This window comes from Paenisporosarcina macmurdoensis (assembly GCF_042658845.1).
GTDB lineage: Bacteria > Bacillota > Bacilli > Bacillales_A > Planococcaceae > Paenisporosarcina > Paenisporosarcina macmurdoensis.
Map to the genome: position 1 here is coordinate 512,378 of NZ_JBHSRI010000018.1, position 19,203 is coordinate 531,580.

A 19,203-nucleotide genomic window follows, 5' to 3' on the forward strand; every position below is an offset into this window, starting at 1 on the left:
TCAAGAACAGTAAATCACTACTTTAGACAAGTCCTTTTCTCTAATCCAAATTACTTTGTCTTTACATCGACTTTGGCGATATTGATAATTTCCCGAATTACAGACTTCACTTCATCCGCGTTTTTGATGACAAATAAATGGTCCGCTTCACCTTCAATTGGCGCTATTACTTCTCCGATATTCGTCTCATCTTGCTGCCGAGCATGTACTTCCTTAAAAGATGTAACGGTTCTTAATATCGTTGTACTTCGTTGACTTTTCACAACTCGCTCTTTAAGAACATGTTCTGATATATCAAAATTTACAAGGATGCTGGTGAATCCATTATTATGATAGTGTTCAAGCAGTTTTAAACGCCCTTTGCGATTTCGGTTTGAGTTACACAGTATGAGGTGGCAATTAGTCTCATCGACTGCATAATTAACAATGGTTTGTGTGAGAGCGTACTTGATCATATTTTGTCCTTGTTTCGGTACTAATGTTTCGTAATAAGTGTGGAGGAATTCAGCATGGTTATCTTGATCGATCACAATTGAGTTGGTCATCTCTTTTTCTAAAGCTTTCGCAAATGTAGTTTTACCGCTATGGGTTTTACCGACTGTCATAATTACTAATCTATTCATGAACGCAACTCCATTCTCAAAATCCAGGATTAATCTTTCCTTGAATAGCATCATCTCATATTTTGCTATTTGTCTTTTAGGCAGATTTAACTAACTAGTTTGCTTGTCATAAAATTACCACTGACAAATTTTTACTAATACTATTTAATTCTATATAGGTATAGAATATTCCTTCTTAAACTAACATATCACTGGCTTGGTTCACTAAAGTAGCTTGAGAAAAACACGATTTGTAATTCAATAAAAATAGCTGTCCTTTTAAAGGCAGCCATTTATTCAACTCAAGTGTATACAAGTTCTTCAAAAAAAGTTAAAGAAGTAAATCTACAAATCAATTTGTTTAATAATTTTTGCAGGGTTTCCACCTACCACCACATTATCAGGTACATCTTTTACTACGACTGAGCCAGAAGCGATGACGACGTTATTCCCTATTTTAACACCAGGGTTAATAACGGCCCTCCCACCAATCCAAACATTGTGTCCAATTTCCACTGATATTCCATACTCTACACCAGAAATTCTTTCGTTTGGATGATGTGGATGAGTTGCTGTATATATGTGCACTCCTGGTGCGATAAAGCAGTTATCACCGATGCTAATTTCACAAACATCCAGAAATACGCAATCAAAATTAGCATAGAAATTCTTACCAACATGTATGTTGTAACCATAGTCACATCGAAAAGTTGGTTCTATAAATAGATTTTTTCCAGTTGAACCGAACAATTCATGAATCAGTTCTGTTCTATTGTTCTCATCCGTTTCGATTGTTTGATTGTATAATCTGGTTAGTCTTCGTGCATTCAATCTTTCTTTTTGTAATTCTGGGTCAGCTGGATGATAAAGATCACCGTTCAACATTTTCTCTTTTTCAGTTATCATTTTTGTTTCTCTCCTTATCAAATAGTAATGAAGATAGATTCAAAGTATATCTTATTCATCTAAATCTTATTTCAGGTTACATAATAATATTATTCGTATTTCATATATTTTCTTCTCCAATTACATCTCCTCAATCATACGCAGACATTTACCTCTTTAAATAGTTCTTTGAATAAACTAGATTACCTTTTTCAACTCTATTTCGTTAATTGAACAAAAATATGCACTTAGTAACAACTAATTTTATTAAATAACTTGAGAAATCAAAAACCCGTAACAGATTTGAGATCCGTTACGGGTTACTTTTGCCAGACATTATTCTTTCCCTGTTCCACAGGAAGTTCTCCTTCCTAAATTAAGCTACAATTCTTTCCTTATTATTCTATTTTTGAAATGGAGATATTTTTTGGAGAAGACTTGATTCAGCTAATCCTTAATCGATTAATTTTTAGCATAGATATTTTTTTCAAACAGACATGAACACTTCGTATATAGCGAAATTTTCAGACTAAACTTAATAATTAATTACATTGACTAAAGGGTTGCTCAAATTCATAGTTAGATGGTATGTTTTAAAATGGATTCTAATTTAGGGAGGCTTATTATGAATACTTTTATGAAAAAGAAACGCTTTGTATTATTCACAGGAATTATGTCTATTTTCCTTTTAACTGCTTGCAACAATGATGATAGCAGTAATACTTCAAATGAATCAGAAAAATCAGCGACAGCTTGGGATAAAATTCAAGAAGAAGGATCAATCACAGTTGCTACGTCTGGAACACTTTTCCCAACTTCTTACCGTGATGAAAACTCAGATGAGTTAACAGGCTTTGAAGTAGAAGTCGTTCGCGAAGTCGCAAATCGCCTTGAACTTGAAATCGAATTTAAAGAGCTTGGTTTTGATGAAATGCTGACGAGTGTCAAAACAGGACAAGTTGATATGGCTGCAAATGACATTGAAATCAGTGAAGATCGTTTAGAGAACTTCATTTTCTCTACACCGATTAAACATTCATATGGTACTGCAGTCGTTCGAAAAGATGATTTATCAGGAATTAAAACGTTAGAAGACCTCAAAGGCAAGAAAGCTGCTGGAGCTTCTACATCGGTCTATATGGAAATGGCACGTCAATATGGTGCAGAAGAAGTAACGTATGACAATGCTCCAAACGAAGTTTATTTACGTGATGTTGGTATTGGACGAACAGATGTAATTTTAAATGATTACTACCTCCAAACACTTGCAGTAGCTGCATTTCCTGAATTGAATATTACGATTCATCCAGATATTAAGTACAGTCCATCTGAAATTGGTTTTGCAATCAAAAAAGAAAACTCAGAGCTTGAAGATAACGTCAATCAAGTAATTGACGAAATGCTTGAAGATGGGACAATTGCAGAAATTTCAGGTAAGTTCTTTAATGGAGCAGACGTTACTCAAATTATAGATATTAAGAAATAGAAGTTGGGGGAAATGCTAATGAATGAAATTGAATGGGGTCTGTTATTTGACCCTCAACTCGCCATTGATTCTTTCCCCTACGTTCTAAGTGGGATAGGATATACGCTGTTAATTGCTCTTGTAAGTATGGTAGTAGGATTAATTATTGGTTTTTTCCTTGCACTTGCACGGACATCATCATACTTAATTTTACAATGGCCGGCTCGAATGTATATTTCATTTATGAGGGGCGTACCAATCCTTGTTATTTTATTTCTTTTGTATTTCGGTTTTCCCGTAATCGGTATCGAATTTTCTGCGGTACAAGCAGCATTAATTGGATTTACTTTAAATAGTGCTGCTTACATGGCTGAAATTCTTCGCTCGTCCTTGTCTTCCGTTGATATTGGTCAATGGGAATCTGCAAAAGCACTTGGACTTTCTTATTGGCAATCGATGAAGCGAATCATCCTTCCACAATCCGTGAGAATTGCCATTCCACCGTTATCTAACGTCTTAATGGATTTAATAAAAGCATCTTCTCTTGCGGCTATGATTACAGTGCCAGAAATTTTTCAAAAAGCACGGATCGTAGGTGCTCGCGAATACGATTTATTAACACTCTTAATCCTTGTGGCTCTCATTTACTGGGCCATTTGTTCTGCTATGAGTGTGCTACAAAATTACTTGGAAAAACGCTATGCAAAATATCTATAATGTTATGTACGGTATTAAAGTATCATAATCATAAATCGGAGGGGCTGTCCCACTAGTCATTAAATATGACTAAGGGCAGTTCCCTTTTTATATTTAGGGAGTCAATTTCATAATAATAAAACCGGATGTAAACACGAAGATACTGACGATTTCCGTTACGGTCGGACGCTTTCCGCGGGTGGTCCGTGTGCCTCCTCGTTCGCTAGGCTCTCTGTGGGGTCACACCTGGACACACTTTTCCCGCTGGAGTCGCCGCCCTTCACTCCAATCAAATAACCCGAAATTCTTAACAAATGATTACACTACAAATATTCGTGTATCATTCATTATAAGACACTTATGAAATTGACTCAGTAGAGGTTGAATACCATTGCAACGAACTTCCATGCTTAGTAGCGATGCAAGAAGTGAAACAGAGGAGCACATATTTTTCTCTTCGCCTTTTACTCCAATCTCCATAAGATCATCATGGGCAAAACAGACAATTATAAATGGTTATAATGTTCAAATGTAGGTACAGAAAAATGAGTCATTTTTCTCTACTTTTTTAATATTAGGGACTTATTAAATGTCCCCTTCTTCTTGTTAGTAAAATATCTACGTTCTATTCTCCAAGTTCCTTGCTGTTTCACTTTTCTCCACTTGGTCTTGTTCTTTATACGTTCCCATCGTTTTGTCAAAAGTAGTATGTGTTACTCCATACCAGTAATTTTCATTTTTAAAGTGATGCCATAAATGAGCTCTTTTGATGTCTTTTCCAAATTTCGTGTAAGGTTGTAAAGGTTTATGTGCAACAAAGTGCTTCCACTCATAATACAAAAAATATCCTATTAATCCAGAAGCAAAAGCAAGAGTCGCTCGCAAATCAGTAGAAATTAAGTAAAAAATAATGGCACTCATAATAAAACTTGGTAGGCTAAACCACATAGGAAGAAACAGTAAATGTAAATCACTTGGTTTTTCATGATGGTCAAAATGCAATCGTTTAATCGTTTTCAATAGAAAAGGGTTTGTTGGCGTTTTCATATGGAAGAGGAATCGATGCATGACATACTCACTAACTGCATAAAGAAACATACCAATTCCGATTGCTATCCATATATCGAGCTCCAATAGATGGGGGATCGTTACAATGGTGACTCCTAAAAAAATCACTCCCATGATCACAACATCTGGAAAAGTGATAAATTCTTTCACATATTTATTCATTTATGGCTCCCCTTTCTTACTAATCCGCAAAAAACATCCTACTTTAGAGTATGTTATACGCTAAAGTAGGATGTCTTCCACACCAGTTTGAAAATTATAGAACTTTACTCAAAAAAGATTTTGTTCGTTCATGTTGTGGATTATTAAATATTTGATCGGGTGTTCCTTCTTCAACTAAAACGCCTTGATCCATGAATAGAACCCGGTCACCCATTTCTTTTGCGAAGCCCATCTCATGCGTTACGACTACCATGGTCATGCCTTCATAAGCAAGTTGTTTCATTACATCCAACACTTCATTAACCATTTCCGGGTCAAGTGCAGAAGTTGGTTCATCGAATAGCATGATTCTTGGTTCCATGGCTAATGCTCGAGCAATCGCTACACGTTGCATTTGTCCTCCTGAAAGCTGTTCAGGATAAGAATTTGCTTTGTCACCAAGTCCTACTTTTTTCAGTAACTGATGAGCAAGAGTTTGAGCATCTTTTGGTTTCATTTTTTTAATTTTGATAGGTGCGATTGTGATGTTTTCCAATACACGCATATGCGGAAACAGATTAAATTGTTGGAACACCATGCCCACTTCTTTTCGGATGGCATTGATGTCGGTGTTGGCATCATTGACTTTTACACCATCAATAAATACTTCTCCAGCAGTCACATCTTCTAACATATTTATGCATCGTAAGAAGGTGCTTTTTCCTGAACCACTTGGACCAATCACACAAATAATTTCTTTCTCTTTCACTTCATAATCGATGCCTTTCAGCACTTCTAATCTTCCAAACGATTTATGCAATCCTTTGATTTTAATCATCTGTCCACCGTCCTAACCATTAACGCCGAATTGAAAACAACCCTTTTTTCTGTTTAGGAACAAAACTGTTACTAAAACGATTCTCAACATACGTAATAATTTTCCCAAAGATAAACGTAAGTACTAAGTATAAGATTGCCACTGTGATATACGGTTCCCAGAAGCGAGAATACGCTCCTGCGACTACCTTACCTGCATACAATAAATCGTTTGCTGCAATTACTGTAACTAGGGATGAATCTTTTAACAAGGCAATTAATTCATTGCCTAGTGGTGGGATCATTCGTCGTAAAGCTTGAGGCAATATAATATGTCTCATGGCCATATTGGGTGGCATTCCGAGTGATCTTGCTGCTTCCATTTGACCTTTTTCAATCGACTGAATACCAGCACGGATAATTTCAGCATTATAAGCAGCACTGTTTAAAATGAGTGCCACACTACCTGATACAAAATACCCTAAAGAATGACCAAAAATTGCCGGAATGATCGCTAAATGGATTAACAGAATTTGTACAAGTAAAGGCGTTCCTCGAAAGAAATCAACATAGAATTTACTAGGATAATATATCCATTTCTTCTTCGAAAGCTTCCCCATACCTAAGAATAGACCTAATACAATTCCGCCTAAATAGCCGACAATTGTAAGAGCGAGTGTAATCCAAATACCCCGTATAAATAATTCTCTATAGCTCCAAATTATATCCCATCTAATGTCCGGAAAATCCATGTCCATCACCTCCACTACCTGTTAAATGTAAAGTTACTCTACATCAAAACCAGTGATTTCTTTTAATTTCCCATTTTCTTTTAATTTCGCAATACCTTCATTTAATAGTTCAAGAATTTCTGTATTTCCTTTTTTAACCATTATTCCGTAGAATTCTTTTTCAAACTCTTCATCTTCTACCGTTTTCAAAGCTACTTTCGGATTGTTTTTCTTGTATTCTAGGATGACCGCATTGTCGCCAATTGCTGCATCCGCATTGCCATTTAACATTTCACTAATAGCCATTGGCATAGATTCCACTGCTACAATTTTCGAACTTGTTTTACCAAGTAATCCTTGAACTACTTTATGGCCAGTTGTATTAATTTGTACTGATACTCGTTTATCTTTCAAATCTTCAAATTTTGTAACGGCTGAATCTTCTGGTACTAAAATTAATTGATTAGCGAAATAGTAAGGGTCTGAAAAGTCATATGTTTCTTTTCGTTCGTCTGTAATCGTAATTGACGAAACGGCAAAGTCTACTTCTTCACTAGAAACTGCCGAGAATAAGGGTTCCCATCCATAATTTTTAAATTCTATTTCAATATCTAATTCTTCGGCAAGCGCATTAATAATATCAATATCTGTACCTACGATGTTGCCTTTGTCATCCATATATTCCATTGGTGCATAGGTAGCATCTGTTGCAACGATATACTTCTTATCGCCACCACCCTCGCCTCCTGTTGTTGAATCAGTTCCACATCCAACGAGAGCCAAACTTACACTAGATAAAATAAATCCTAAAGAAACTAAGCGTTTAATACGTTTCAATGAAATACCCCCTATTAATCTCGTCTTAATATGATTGCAATTATTCTAATTATCTGAATATTACAGATAATTATGTTTATTATATATGAATACTTCCACCCATACAATAGAAGATTAAAGGGTCCATTAGTAACAAGCGAGAGATCGCAAAGCATTTTGTCAAACATGAATTTGAGATATTAGACCAATCAAGCAACAAGAAAAAGACCATTTACTATTTAAAAAATAGTAAATGGTCTTCACATATTATTTTTCAAACACTTGATGAATGACATCACTTGTTTTACTATTATTTAAATTTTTGTATATACAGCTTGTTGGTTTTTTCCGTAAAGTTTCAGAGAAAGCAATTGCCAATTCAGTCTCTCCTGCTACATGGATTTCTACCCAACCTCGTTCTTTTTGTAATCGTTCAACAGTATTGCCCATACTTTTAAAGAACCTGTTTAAATTTTCTTTCAGACGGGATTCAATGAAATCAACTTTACTGCTTCCAATGACGTGGGGACCAGTAGGATCCATTTGTTTTGATTGTCCCCATTGTTCAAGGTTCGGATCGAATACATAGGTTAGTTCTTCCTTTACTACTCCCATTGCTGTATCCAAAATACGTACTTCCCCAAAACTTGGTAAAACGATCCCTGCTTCTGGATAAGCTTTGTACATATATTCTAATTGTTCAAGTTCCGGATGGTCTTCCCAGTGGAAACTTGATTTTACTGGGACTTGTACATAATGAACCGACCATAGTTCGGGATTAACGGAAGCAAAAAGGACTAGTCCTTTTCTCAAATCATCCGGGTTTTTATCAAGGTCATTGAATACTTTTTCTTTCAATATGTTTAATGATTTCAGTTCACTTTCTTTATCTGAAAGGAATTTACTTAGATCCTTAAATCCATTTTTAAGATGGATTTTCCACCCCCCATTTAAATTGTCAGGGTCACCTGGATTCGTATTTAAATACATACTTAATACTCCGCGTTCACCACTGTGAAAGTCTTTCAGCGCTTGAATTTCTTTGCTTGATAACATGAATTCATTTACCTCCTAAATAGTTCTTTACTTTGTCAGCATGCCCTAGGTTAACTAAGTTTAAAACGATTCGTTTATTTGGCATCTTAGCTATTGTTTATTTGGTACTCTGTTCATATATCCATCCATTAAATATTTAACGAACGTATCGTCTCTTACTAGCCAAGCCGCATAATTTCTTTTCAAGAAATTTTCCCCTTCATCAAAACTTTCAAATTTCGAATCGACTATGGTTTTATTTTTTTCAATTACCCATTCATGATCACTTAAAGAATATAGAAAAAAGATATCTTCCATTTGATTTTTATATAGAGAACCGGATGAAGACCGTTTTAAGTTATAACGGTTTCGCTTTGCGTCTTCTCTTAAGGGATCTAAATGAAACGTTTCGAAAACAAATTGATCATATGCTTCATTTGTAAGAGAGCTGCCCGATGCTTTAGCATGCCCACCCCCACCAAATTTACCAGCTACTTCAGAAACATCCACATGATCGTGAATCGTTCGAAAGCCTAATCGTTTGCCTCCAATATTTAAGATAGCAATATAGTCTAGATGTGGATATTCTTTGCCGAGTTCATTGCCAAGTTCTGAATGATAGGATTCAGCATAAACAATACCTGCTAGATACTTCCCTACTGGAGTTTGAACGAGTTCTCTTCGTTTTCGTCGAATATAGCGTTCGATTTTATTTTCTTCCATATCGAGTATTTTTTCTTCAAATTGATCAAAACTAAAATGTTCATTTGTCTTAAGACGATTCAACATTTTATCTTCAAATTCTTCAATTGAAATTAAATAAAATAATGCATTGAGGCGCTGAGCATGGGCATTTTCATTTTTTTCCCATTCCCATGTATCATATTGTCTAACGAGCTCTACAAATTCGGCAATGGCATCAGTTGGCTCCAATAGTTGCTTTTTAACTAGATAGTCATAAAACATTGACGTAGCTGAAGTTAACTTCCCTTCTTCATCTTCAACTACAACATGTCCCCACTCATAATCATTAAAATGTAACGCAGTTTTATGGTGATCAAGCATCTGGACTTTTCCATCTGATCGATAAAAGAGATTAAGTTTTTTTTCGTTTTCTGCATTAACGGATAAATCCGTAATAAATAAAAAGGTATTCTTATCATCATTTTCCAAGAACCATTCGACTTCGCGGTTTAGACTAGCAATCGAATTGTATCTCACCTTCACCTGTTTACCAAAAGCGAGTTTCGCTAATATACCGCATCCGACACCATCCAAATCATTATGCGTCAACAGTTTATACATATTCTTCACCTCTCATCGTAGTATGGATGTAAAAGATGAAAATTATTGATACAGATTGTACTTTTTACACGTGATAGGAAACATCATTAATGGAAAAAGGAATCAAATTCATCCGTGGTTAGTGATGAAACTTTAGGGAAGAATACTTTTGTGTTTCTATTTTTGAATGGAGGATGAAAAATTATGGCTAAAATCACAGTAGAAAAACCATATGAAGACGTGAAAAATGCTTTAGAAGAAAAAGGACATACAGTGACAATGTTCAATAGCGATGAAAATGTTTCCGGTTATGATTTAGGCGTCGTAAGAGGAATTAACGAAGGACATAGTGATGAATTCACTTTTCCGGTTGTAGCAATGTCAGGAATGTCCATTGACAATGTAGTGGAAGCCGTCGAACACCGATTAAGTCAGTCTTAAACAGAAGGGGTATTTTATACATTTGAACGCAGCAAGCACTTAACTTAAAGAACAAAAAGCTGAGCAATGGCCAACGCCTCCGCTCTGCTTTTTTGTAAAGGTAATTCTATGGATAGGAGGTGTAAACATGGATTCACAACGTGCACAAGAAATCTCTAATTCAAAAAACATGATAAGTGTCTCCTATAAAGGTGACCCTGTTTATATAGAGCATGTCGATCAAAGTAATGGGCATGTAACTATACATCCGCTTGACGATCCAACTAGTAAAAAAAGTGTTGATGTAACAGAATTAATAGAGCATTAATGGAATGACATTCCTACATTAGGGATTGCTTCTCTCCCTATAACCTGCAGAATAATAGTAATTAAATTAAGTTTAAATACATGTTGACAATACTTTCCGATAAATGCTAGTATTTCCCTTATGATTAAAAATAATTAAATTAAGCACTCTTATCAAGAGCTGGCAGAGGGATTTTGGCCCTATGACGCCCAGCAACCGACCGTAATACCGTTGTGAGACGGGGCGCATTATGCGCCAGGAGAAAATCCTGTAAGGCACGGTGCTAATTCCATCAGAAAAGAAATTTTCTGAAAGATAAGAGGCAAAGAATTCTATTTTCTTTAGCCTCTTTCTGTATGGAAAGAGGCTTTTTATATTGTGCAAGAAAGGATGATGATTTCCTGAATTAGTAAAAGTGTTCAAACAGTTTTAATAAATTACTATCCATTCACTTACGGAAAAAGGAGAAATATAATGAAAAAAACACCGAACTTTTTACTCTGTTTATTAATACTAATTGCAACAATCCTAGTTGGTTGTCAACCGAATGCAAGTAACGGTGAGGATAAAGTTAAACCCGTTAATGCATCATCTAAGTCTGCTCATCCACTTGCAAATAAAAAAATCGCATTAATCATGCAGCAAAATCTTGGTACTTTTTCAGCTCAATATATTGAAGGTGTAAAAGAGCAAGTTGCTAGTTTTGGAGGCACTACTACTGTTTTCACTTCTGAAGGTGATTTAGCCAAAATGGCATCAAATATAGATGCCGCTGTCAATCAAGGTTTCGATGGAATATTAATCGATCACGGAACAAAAGAAGCCTTAAACCAAGGTGTTGAAAAAGCTATTGAAAATGAAATTCCTGTGGTAGCTTTTGATGCAGGTGTTGACGTTAAAGGTGTCCCTGTTTTAGAGCAAGGTGACCAAAAGATGGCCGAAATGACATTGAACAAATTGAAGGAAGATTCAAATGGCAAAGCCAATATCGTGAAAATATGGGTTGCTGGATTTGCTCCCATGGAAAGAAGACAAATTGCTTACAAAGAATTTTTAACAGACAACCCTGATATCAAAGAAGTAGCAGCGTTTGGCGCTGCAACTCAAAATACTGCTCTTGATACTCAAGCTCAAATGGAAGCTATTTTAAAACAATATCCTAATGAAGGTGATATTACAGCGGTCTGGGCCGCATGGGATGAGTTTGCTAAAGGTGCCGTCCGAGCAATCGAACAAGCTGGACGCACTGATATTAAGGTATATAGCATAGATATGAGTGATGAAGATTTACAAATGATGCAAAAGGAAAAGAGTCCTTGGGTAGCATCTGCAGCTGTTGACCCTACTGACATTGGGCGAATCCAAGTTCGTTATTTATATCAAAAAATCAATGGCGAAAGCCCTTCAGATCAAGTCGTTCTTGAACCAGTTTTTGTAGATACTGAGAAACTGCCTAATACCAATGTAACTACTAATGAACTCCATGAATATATCAAAGGCTGGGGTGCAAGTGACCAAGGCTATACTGACGCGTTAAAAGAATTAGAAAATCAATAAGTTGGAATTGAAGCTGAAGCTTGTCCCGTTCAATTGGGCTGGCTTCTTCTTAATAAAGGAGAATTATTATGACGGATACTTTACTTTCAATGAATGAAATACAAAAGAAGTTCGGAAAAATAGTTGCCTTAAACCAAGCGAGTTTTCAACTTAATAAAGGAGAAATTCACGCTCTCCTTGGTGCAAATGGTGCTGGGAAAAGCACATTAATAAAAATACTATCCGGCGTATATGAACAAGATGGTGGCCAAATTTTATTGGAAGGTAAAAGCATTCGCATTCCTACTCCCAAAATCGCAAAAAAACATGGGATTTTTTGTGTATATCAAGAAGTCGATACCGCTATTATCCCTGAGTTATCTGTCGCTGAAAATATAATGCTAGATACATTTGTAACTGATAGCAAAATTTTTGTATCAAAAAGCAAACTTAATCAACAAGCACAGGAAGTCTTAAAGCAAATACAATCGGAATATATATCTGTTCAACAACCTGCTTTTCATCTTTCTTTAGCAGAAAAACAATTGATATTGATTGCCCGTGCACTTGTCCATTTAGCTAAAATCATTATCTTCGATGAACCCACTGCACCTTTGTCGGTCCATGAATCTGAACGACTATATTCCGTTGTTCGAAAATTAAAGAACAAAGGTGTCGGCTGTGTCTTCATTACTCACCGATTACCTGAAGTTTTTGAAATCTGTGATCGAGTAACTGTTATGCGTGAAGGAACTACAGTTCAAACCTTCAATACTTCGCAAACGACACAGAATGAAATCGTTGAATCTATGCTCGGTGTTTCGTTCAATAAAGAACTTAATAATCACAAGATACATATTGGAACATCATTACTAGAAGTTAAAAATCTATCTGATAGTCAAAAACTGAAAAATATTTCATTGTCAGTTTCCAAAGGGGAAATTGTTGGCATCGTAGGTTTAGTAGGTGCAGGAAAAACAGAACTTGCTAATACTTTATTTGGTTTTAGTCCGAAGAGAAAAGGCAGCATCCACTTAGCTGGAAAAGAGGTTCACGCAAAACATCCGAGCGACGCCATAAAGGCTGGAATGGCACTTATTCCTGAGGAACGCAGAAAACAAGGATTGTTTGTTTATGAATCATTGAAAACAAATGCTACCTTCCCTAATTTGAGGAAATTCACACGTAATATATTCATGAATAAAACTGCAGAAAAAGAGTTTGCTGAATCAATCGTCGAAAGATTACGCATCAAAACTAACAGTGTAGAATCACCTCTTGTTCATTTAAGTGGGGGAAATCAACAGAAAGTAGTTATTGGGAAATGGATGTCTCTCGATACTGAACTTTACTTATTTGATGAACCTACAAAAGGAGTCGACATTGGCGCCAAGGTAGATATCTTCAAACTGATTAGAGAGCTTGCTGATAAAGGTAAAGGAATACTTTATTTTTCAAGTGAAATACACGAAGTTCTCGGGCTTTCTAGTCGAATATTGGTTATGTATGACGGTCACATCGTAAAAGAATTATCGCGCGAAGAAGCAACACAGGAAAATATATTGTTGTATGCAAGTGGTGGAAAGGAAGAAATTCATGAAAGAAAAAATCATTCAATTTCTATTTAAATATGGCGCTATCGCGTTATTAATTTCAATTATTTTTTATTTTAGTTTGATTAGTGACGCTTTTTTCACTTTCGGAAATATGACTGATATTTTGAGATCAATTTCTATTGTTACATTGTTGGCTTTAGGTGTAACTTTTACATTAGTCGTCAATGGCTTTGATTTATCGGTTGGCTCTACTATGTCTCTTTCTACAGTGGTCACAGCATCATTAATGGTTTGGTACGATTTACCACTATGGTTAGTGCTCATACTACCTATTTTAGTGGGTGTCGTAATTGGCGCATTTAATACATTGTTAATAGTTGTCATCGGCATTCCTGATTTACTTGCAACACTTAGTACGATGTATATTGTAGCTGGACTTCATCGTACCTATACGGAAGGCTTCTCAATCTATAATAATATGCCGTTAACTTCGGGAGGAACAGCGCCGGGTGAACTATCACAAGCATTCCTTTGGATTGGTCAAGGAAAACTGCTAGGTCTCCCTGTTCCTGTATGGATTATGATTTTTATGGTGTTAGTCGCTTATTTAATATTGGACCACACAAAATGGGGACGGATTTTATATATGACTGGAGGGAATGCAGAAGCCTCTACCCTATCTGGAGTGAATGTTCGTAAAGTGAAATTCACGGCCTATGTAATTTCCGGTATCTTTGCTTCAATGGCAGGGATTTTATTCACTTCACGGGTTGGTTCAGGTCAAATTGATGCAGGTGCCCCACTCTTAATGGAAGCTGTTGCCGCTGTCTTTGTGGGTTACTCTGTACTAGGTGCAGGTAAGCCAAATGCGATTGGTTCATTTTTCGGAGCTGTCATCATTGGTATCTTGCTGAATGGTTTAACGATTTTAAATATGCCATATTATGCATATGATATTGTAAAAGGTTCTGTACTAGTCTTGGCTTTAGCAGTTACTTACGTCTATGCCAAGAATCGATTTGCTGGGACGTGAAGCGAAGAAAAGGTTTATTGTTCCCAGGTTTATGTCGTTAGAAATTTAAGCCTTATAAACTAAAGAACGAAACACAAAAAAATGAACTTGGAGATAACTAACCAAGTTCATTTTTTTATGTCTATTTTTCACTTAAGCTTTAACACAATTATACAATGCTAAACGCTTTTCCGACGATAGTTTTTTATCTAAATCAACAAAAACTACTTTATTTCCCACTCATTAGCTGCCGATCAATCATACAAAGATAACTCTGTTATTAAATAATAACCATATTTACCCATCACGATTGTATAACTTCTTTCTCTATTGAAATTAGTGGTTTCCCCATTAGGCTCTACAATGTTAAACTCTTCTGCAACGGTTACGATAGCCTGCTCATTCTCAATCACCACATTTAAAGCTTTGCCCGAAATAAAGTTAAACCTCACATCTTTTCCTTTGAATTCACTAATATGGGCTTTCAATCTTTCATGCGCATGACTTTCAGGCTTCACACTGTCTTGAATAAAGTTGAAATTACCATGTTCTACTGCCATCTCATAGTCATCCATAAAATCCTCTGCAAAATCCTTTAGAGTGATTTCATCAAACATGTAGTCATCCTCGTATGCATACTCGATGCTTTCATCAAAAACATCTTCATATGGTTCGACTTTAGCCACTTCTTCTCTGGACATGGGAGAAGACACCCATTGTTCAAGTTGAGCATACACGGAATGAGAAGGTATGGAAAATCCGATTGACTCATCTTCCGTCAGAAATGCTGTGTTGATACCAATAACTTTTCCTGTATTGGCATCCAGAAGTGGACCACCACTGTTACCTGGAGACGTTTGCGCGTCGAATTGATAAATTTCTTCATAGTGATACCCTGCATCAAAATTTCGGTCCATTCCTGTCAGATACCCTATAGACGCTGAATTATCAAGACCAAGTGGACTCCCGAATGCAATAACTTTAGTTCCAATTTCCGAAATCTCTTTATCCATTTCCAAAGGCTGTTTATCTATATATTCGAATACTTCAAGTAATGCCAGATCATTCTCCTCGGAAATGCCAATTACACGACCTGTCGTTATGTGGCCCATGAAGTCAGTTAGCCACACCTCCGTAAAACCAGCAACTACATGGGCACTGGTTACAACCGACCCTTTTTCATTAAATAAAAAACCTGATCCGAAACCCGCCTCGGTAGAAATGGTATATACGCGAGATTGTATTTCTTTAATCATTTCAGTTTTATCATTGGCTGACACGTCCGGATAGCCGGATGCACTTACAAAGGCTTCTTTTGAAATTGTTGCAGAAGTAGAGAAGATGCTATACGCCACACCCATAATGAACAACAACATCACTAAACAGGTGATGATGAAGTATCTCATTTTCTTATTAGATTTGACTTGATTCTCAATCAACTTCAGTCCGCAATCCAAACAATATGATGCATGTTGTTCATTATTCCATCCACATCTCCGACAAAACATTCTTATACCCCTCACTACATCTCGTTGTCTCTATCCCTAGCATAATACGTATTTATCTAAACCTACTATTTAATCATAACTCGAAATTTTTGATATTGAATAGTAGTCATATTCATTAAAAATTACCGTATAGTCTTTTTCTTTCTTGTAGGTCGTCCGTTCCCCACTGGTACTGATGCTATCGTAGACTTCAATGGTACTGACAATGGCATGGTCAGCCTCAATCACGGCATCCGTTACTTCATTCGAAGTCAATTCAAATACAGTACCATTCCCTCCAAGCAGACTGATTGACTCCTCCATTTTCTGATAAGCTTCATCAGCAAGCATGTCTTCAATATAGTAGAAATCTTCTTCCTCAATGGCCATCTCATAACTACTGCGGAAATATTGCACAAAATTAGTTAGACTCGAAACTTCGAAAATCCTTTCAATCTCGGTCTCACCAGATTCAAAATCATACTCAGTGTCGTCATGCGGAACAATTTTGGCCACTTCTTCCTCAGTCATCGGAGTATCGGACCATTTTTTCAGCAACACTTCCATTGCCGATATGGGGATGGAAAATCCTATCGTTTCATCTTCCACCATCAGCCCAGAATTGATTCCGATAACTTCCCCATTTGTCGCATCCAGTAAAGGTCCCCCACTACTGCCAGGATAGATTTGCGCATCAATCTGGTACACATCTCCATAGTTATAATCCGAATCTATAGTACGATCGAGACCCGTCAAATAGCCAATCGATGCTGAATTTTCCAGCCCCTGTGGACTGCCTAATGCGATGATTTCAGAGCCAATCTCCATGAAATTCTTACCTATGGATAAAGGTTTTTCACCTGCATAAGCATCTACCTGTATCAAAGCCACATCAAAAAATTCGGATATACCGATTACACGACCAGGGGTGTCTTCCCCCTTGTTATTGCGAACTGACACTTTCGTAAAACCTGCCACTACATGTGCATTCGTAATTACGGTCCCTTTCTTTTCAAACAAGAAACCCGAACCCATACCATCATCCGTAAAAATTGTATAGACACTTGATTGTGCTTTCTTTATAATTTCAGTTTTTTCATTCACACCAGCATCTACATGTGCCACAACACTATTGACCAAGGCAGCCGGTAACATCGCCATTTTCTCTGAACCATTCAAAGAATGGAGATAACTGTATCCTGCTCCCCCTGTTGTCAGTAAAAGCACTGTTATTCCAGTCAGTAAAAAGCGTTTTTTATTCTTTTTTTTCAACTTGGATTTCTTTAGATGGTCTTCACAAGCTAAGCAAAAATCTTGATTTCTTTCATTCTCAACACCACAACGAACACAAAACATTTCCTAACCCCTCACTGTCAAATCTTGTAGTCTTTATCATACAATTTGCTAAGTGAAATAGACATGCTTTTTGTCAGAATAATTAGCTATAATTGTAATAATTGAAATTTTTGTCCATAAAAAAACGACCGAAGTTTCATTCAGCCGCTGTTAAATCCACATATTTATTAATTGAAAGTGAATGTGAAAGAATAGATCATTTCATTCACTTTGCCTTAGATTGGCTTTCTGACGTTCGTAAAGCTTCTAGACGTTCACATTATCAGATTGAAGTTCCATAACACTTGGAGCAATTGGCCAGTTTATATCTTTAGTCCATTCAAGGAGTCCAGGCAATAAAGGTAAAATTTTATTTCTATCCATATTTTTTTCTACTCTTTCAAAATCAGATTTATGTCTTGTTAGAAGATTTTCAAATTTTTCCATATATGCAACTCCAATAGTGTAATCATACAAGAAAAAATTCGCCTTAATCTTACCCGTTTGATTTGTTATCTACCCATTCTTTAAATTTTTTCCGTTCATCTTTGTCTCTTAACAAGTATCTTACATTCTTCCTCGATGTTAAATAAACCCTTATTTCCTTATCTTCTTCAATCAATTGATTAATTGTTGAAACCTTTAACATTTGTTCAAACCAATATTTCTCCTTTAACTGCTTTAAATTAAACTCAAACTTAGCATCATTAGATAGAAAATAGTATCGTATTTCACTAGCAATTTCTTTGAAAACACCCCATATTTCATTAGAGTTATAATCAGTCAAAAATATTACCACCTTTATTTTATCGGACGGAATTCTTAAATTTTTCTGCTGCGTTAGTTAAAAAAAAAACTTCTAAGGAGCTTTTGATCTTAAAATCATTTAGTTAAACAAAAATTCTATAATTGAAACTCTTTTTTAATTATTTGAGCGACTTCTTCTGCACTCAAATAAGTGTTATCTAATCTTAAATAATTTTTCTTTTCAATTTCACCCTCTTTAGAATTCAACCTACCACTTGCTATGGTACTTAGTAAATGTTGTTCAGATTGTGCAATGTTTCTTTTAGTTGGTTTAAATTCAAGTCTATGAGGTGTCGTATTCCGAACTAACCTTTCTTCTACGTTGGCCTCTAATTCAACGAAGTAAATATCAGCCCCTTGAGAAGACACTGTTTGGCACATATTGTCTATATCATCCCAATCTTCTTTTTGATTAAAATACCATACCTTAGTAAAAATCATCCCATAATTATCACTTTTGGAAAATGAATTAAATATTTCCTGACGAAATAGGTGCGTTAATCTCCACATCTCTGGACTAAATCCGAATAGTGGCTCTAGTAAATCAATAGTCATATGGTTATGAAATAACTTTAATCCTGTTATCTTTGATAATTCTTGTCCGACAGTCATTTTTCCAACTGCTTGTGGTCCAAATATAAAAACAAACTTTTTCATAATTCCTTCCTCCAAAACAGTAATGAAAAAATCTTATAAAACAAATTTTTTTATATTCTCTGCTATTAAATATTGATGTTAATCGATAATAAGCTAAAGCAACTAACGCCCTATAATCCGGACTAATAAATTGTATATATTTACATAAAATAGCTAGTATTTCTGCAATAATGTACTATTTTGTTTCGTACATATTATTATGTATACCAAAATCAGAACCCTCATAATAGGTAACTTCGCAATACGACATTTTTAATGAACCCCTGTCCCATTCACCTGGAGGTAAACTAAACTCCTTCACGTCCTAATTCCTTCTTAACCTCCACCTGTTTTAGTTCGCACTTTAACAGTAGAGGTTGACTTGGGTGACTAGCAAGTCCTTTTCTATTTACTTGAGAATCTCATGCCGAACTCTGTACAAATTGGATAGGATACAATTAGTTGGACAACGAAATTAAGGGCAAGTAGAATAATACACAACCAGTGAGGAGAATCTACTATGTCCAAAAAAAGAAGAACATTTTCAACCGAGTTTAAAAAACAAGTG

The 19,203-nt window shown here is 35.9% G+C and carries 20 protein-coding genes and 1 riboswitch; of the genes, 7 read left to right on the forward strand and 13 right to left on the reverse strand.

Annotated features, from left to right (window positions below):
• Positions 1-50: 50 nt before the first annotated feature.
• The gene (locus ACFPYN_RS12335; protein ID WP_377734551.1) at positions 51-623 is read right to left on the reverse strand and encodes an AAA family ATPase; all 573 of its coding nucleotides are present in this window, start codon (positions 621-623) and stop codon (positions 51-53) included.
• Between the two features lie 324 nt (positions 624-947).
• Positions 948-1,508, reverse strand: a complete 561-nt coding sequence (locus ACFPYN_RS12340; RefSeq protein ID WP_377734552.1) for a maltose acetyltransferase domain-containing protein — start codon at positions 1,506-1,508, stop codon at positions 948-950.
• A gap of 604 nt (positions 1,509-2,112) precedes the next feature.
• Between ACFPYN_RS12340 and ACFPYN_RS12345 the strand changes: the two genes are divergently transcribed.
• On the forward strand, positions 2,113-2,973 hold the full coding sequence (locus ACFPYN_RS12345) for a transporter substrate-binding domain-containing protein (RefSeq protein WP_377734553.1): 861 nt from the start codon (positions 2,113-2,115) through the stop codon (positions 2,971-2,973).
• Positions 2,974-2,991: 18 nt separating this feature from the next.
• Positions 2,992-3,669: an amino acid ABC transporter permease gene (locus tag ACFPYN_RS12350; RefSeq protein ID WP_377734554.1), complete on the forward strand. Its 678-nt coding sequence runs from the start codon at positions 2,992-2,994 to the stop codon at positions 3,667-3,669.
• Positions 3,670-4,266: 597 nt separating this feature from the next.
• Here the strand turns inward: ACFPYN_RS12350 and ACFPYN_RS12355 are convergent.
• The 6 genes from ACFPYN_RS12355 to ACFPYN_RS12380 form a co-directional block, all read right to left on the reverse strand.
• Positions 4,267-4,878 carry a sterol desaturase family protein gene (locus ACFPYN_RS12355; RefSeq protein ID WP_377734555.1) on the reverse strand — a complete coding sequence of 204 codons (612 nt, stop codon included), beginning with the start codon at positions 4,876-4,878 and terminating at the stop codon, positions 4,267-4,269.
• A gap of 94 nt (positions 4,879-4,972) precedes the next feature.
• Positions 4,973-5,695 (reverse strand): amino acid ABC transporter ATP-binding protein, encoded by a 723-nt coding sequence (locus ACFPYN_RS12360; RefSeq protein ID WP_377734556.1) that lies wholly within the window; start codon positions 5,693-5,695, stop codon positions 4,973-4,975.
• 19 nt (positions 5,696-5,714) lie between these two features.
• A complete protein-coding gene (locus ACFPYN_RS12365) occupies positions 5,715-6,425 on the reverse strand; it encodes an amino acid ABC transporter permease (RefSeq protein ID WP_377734557.1) in 711 nt (236 codons plus the stop codon).
• Positions 6,426-6,458: 33 nt separating this feature from the next.
• Positions 6,459-7,241, reverse strand: a complete 783-nt coding sequence (locus ACFPYN_RS12370) for a basic amino acid ABC transporter substrate-binding protein (RefSeq protein WP_377734558.1) — start codon at positions 7,239-7,241, stop codon at positions 6,459-6,461.
• A 246-nt stretch (positions 7,242-7,487) separates the two neighbouring features.
• Positions 7,488-8,276, reverse strand: a complete 789-nt coding sequence (locus ACFPYN_RS12375; protein ID WP_377734559.1) for a VLRF1 family aeRF1-type release factor — start codon at positions 8,274-8,276, stop codon at positions 7,488-7,490.
• A 90-nt stretch (positions 8,277-8,366) separates the two neighbouring features.
• Entirely contained in the window at positions 8,367-9,560 is a 1,194-nt protein-coding gene (locus ACFPYN_RS12380; RefSeq protein ID WP_377734560.1) for a DHH family phosphoesterase, read from the reverse strand.
• 183 nt (positions 9,561-9,743) lie between these two features.
• Between ACFPYN_RS12380 and ACFPYN_RS12385 the strand changes: the two genes are divergently transcribed.
• The 5 genes from ACFPYN_RS12385 to ACFPYN_RS12405 all read left to right on the forward strand — a co-directional run bounded on the left by ACFPYN_RS12385 (position 9,744) and on the right by ACFPYN_RS12405 (position 14,391).
• The gene (locus ACFPYN_RS12385; protein WP_377734561.1) at positions 9,744-9,980 is read left to right on the forward strand and encodes a YkuS family protein; all 237 of its coding nucleotides are present in this window, start codon (positions 9,744-9,746) and stop codon (positions 9,978-9,980) included.
• 127 nt (positions 9,981-10,107) lie between these two features.
• Positions 10,108-10,287 (forward strand): H-type small acid-soluble spore protein, encoded by a 180-nt coding sequence (locus ACFPYN_RS12390; protein ID WP_377734562.1) that lies wholly within the window; start codon positions 10,108-10,110, stop codon positions 10,285-10,287.
• 146 nt (positions 10,288-10,433) lie between these two features.
• A riboswitch (SAM riboswitch) is annotated at positions 10,434-10,588 on the forward strand.
• A 152-nt stretch (positions 10,589-10,740) separates the two neighbouring features.
• Complete coding sequence (locus tag ACFPYN_RS12395) at positions 10,741-11,823, forward strand: sugar ABC transporter substrate-binding protein (RefSeq protein ID WP_377734563.1); 1,083 nt, start codon at positions 10,741-10,743, stop codon at positions 11,821-11,823.
• A gap of 68 nt (positions 11,824-11,891) precedes the next feature.
• Positions 11,892-13,430, forward strand: a complete 1,539-nt coding sequence (locus ACFPYN_RS12400; protein ID WP_377734564.1) for a sugar ABC transporter ATP-binding protein — start codon at positions 11,892-11,894, stop codon at positions 13,428-13,430.
• Positions 13,399-14,391: an ABC transporter permease gene (locus tag ACFPYN_RS12405; RefSeq protein WP_377734565.1), complete on the forward strand. Its 993-nt coding sequence runs from the start codon at positions 13,399-13,401 to the stop codon at positions 14,389-14,391. Before ACFPYN_RS12400 ends, ACFPYN_RS12405 begins: the two co-directional genes overlap by 32 nt.
• A gap of 233 nt (positions 14,392-14,624) precedes the next feature.
• Here the strand turns inward: ACFPYN_RS12405 and ACFPYN_RS12410 are convergent, their stop codons facing one another.
• The 5 genes from ACFPYN_RS12410 to ACFPYN_RS12430 all read right to left on the reverse strand — a co-directional run bounded on the left by ACFPYN_RS12410 (position 14,625) and on the right by ACFPYN_RS12430 (position 18,656).
• The gene (locus tag ACFPYN_RS12410; RefSeq protein WP_377734566.1) at positions 14,625-15,878 is read right to left on the reverse strand and encodes a S1C family serine protease; all 1,254 of its coding nucleotides are present in this window, start codon (positions 15,876-15,878) and stop codon (positions 14,625-14,627) included.
• A gap of 69 nt (positions 15,879-15,947) precedes the next feature.
• A complete protein-coding gene (locus ACFPYN_RS12415; RefSeq protein ID WP_377734567.1) occupies positions 15,948-17,213 on the reverse strand; it encodes a S1C family serine protease in 1,266 nt (421 codons plus the stop codon).
• Positions 17,214-17,459: 246 nt separating this feature from the next.
• A complete protein-coding gene (locus tag ACFPYN_RS12420; RefSeq protein ID WP_377734569.1) occupies positions 17,460-17,639 on the reverse strand; it encodes a DUF5071 domain-containing protein in 180 nt (59 codons plus the stop codon).
• Between the two features lie 49 nt (positions 17,640-17,688).
• Positions 17,689-17,979: a hypothetical protein gene (locus ACFPYN_RS12425; protein WP_377734570.1), complete on the reverse strand. Its 291-nt coding sequence runs from the start codon at positions 17,977-17,979 to the stop codon at positions 17,689-17,691.
• Between the two features lie 116 nt (positions 17,980-18,095).
• Positions 18,096-18,656 (reverse strand): shikimate kinase, encoded by a 561-nt coding sequence (locus ACFPYN_RS12430; RefSeq protein WP_377734571.1) that lies wholly within the window; start codon positions 18,654-18,656, stop codon positions 18,096-18,098.
• Positions 18,657-19,203 lie beyond the last annotated feature (547 nt).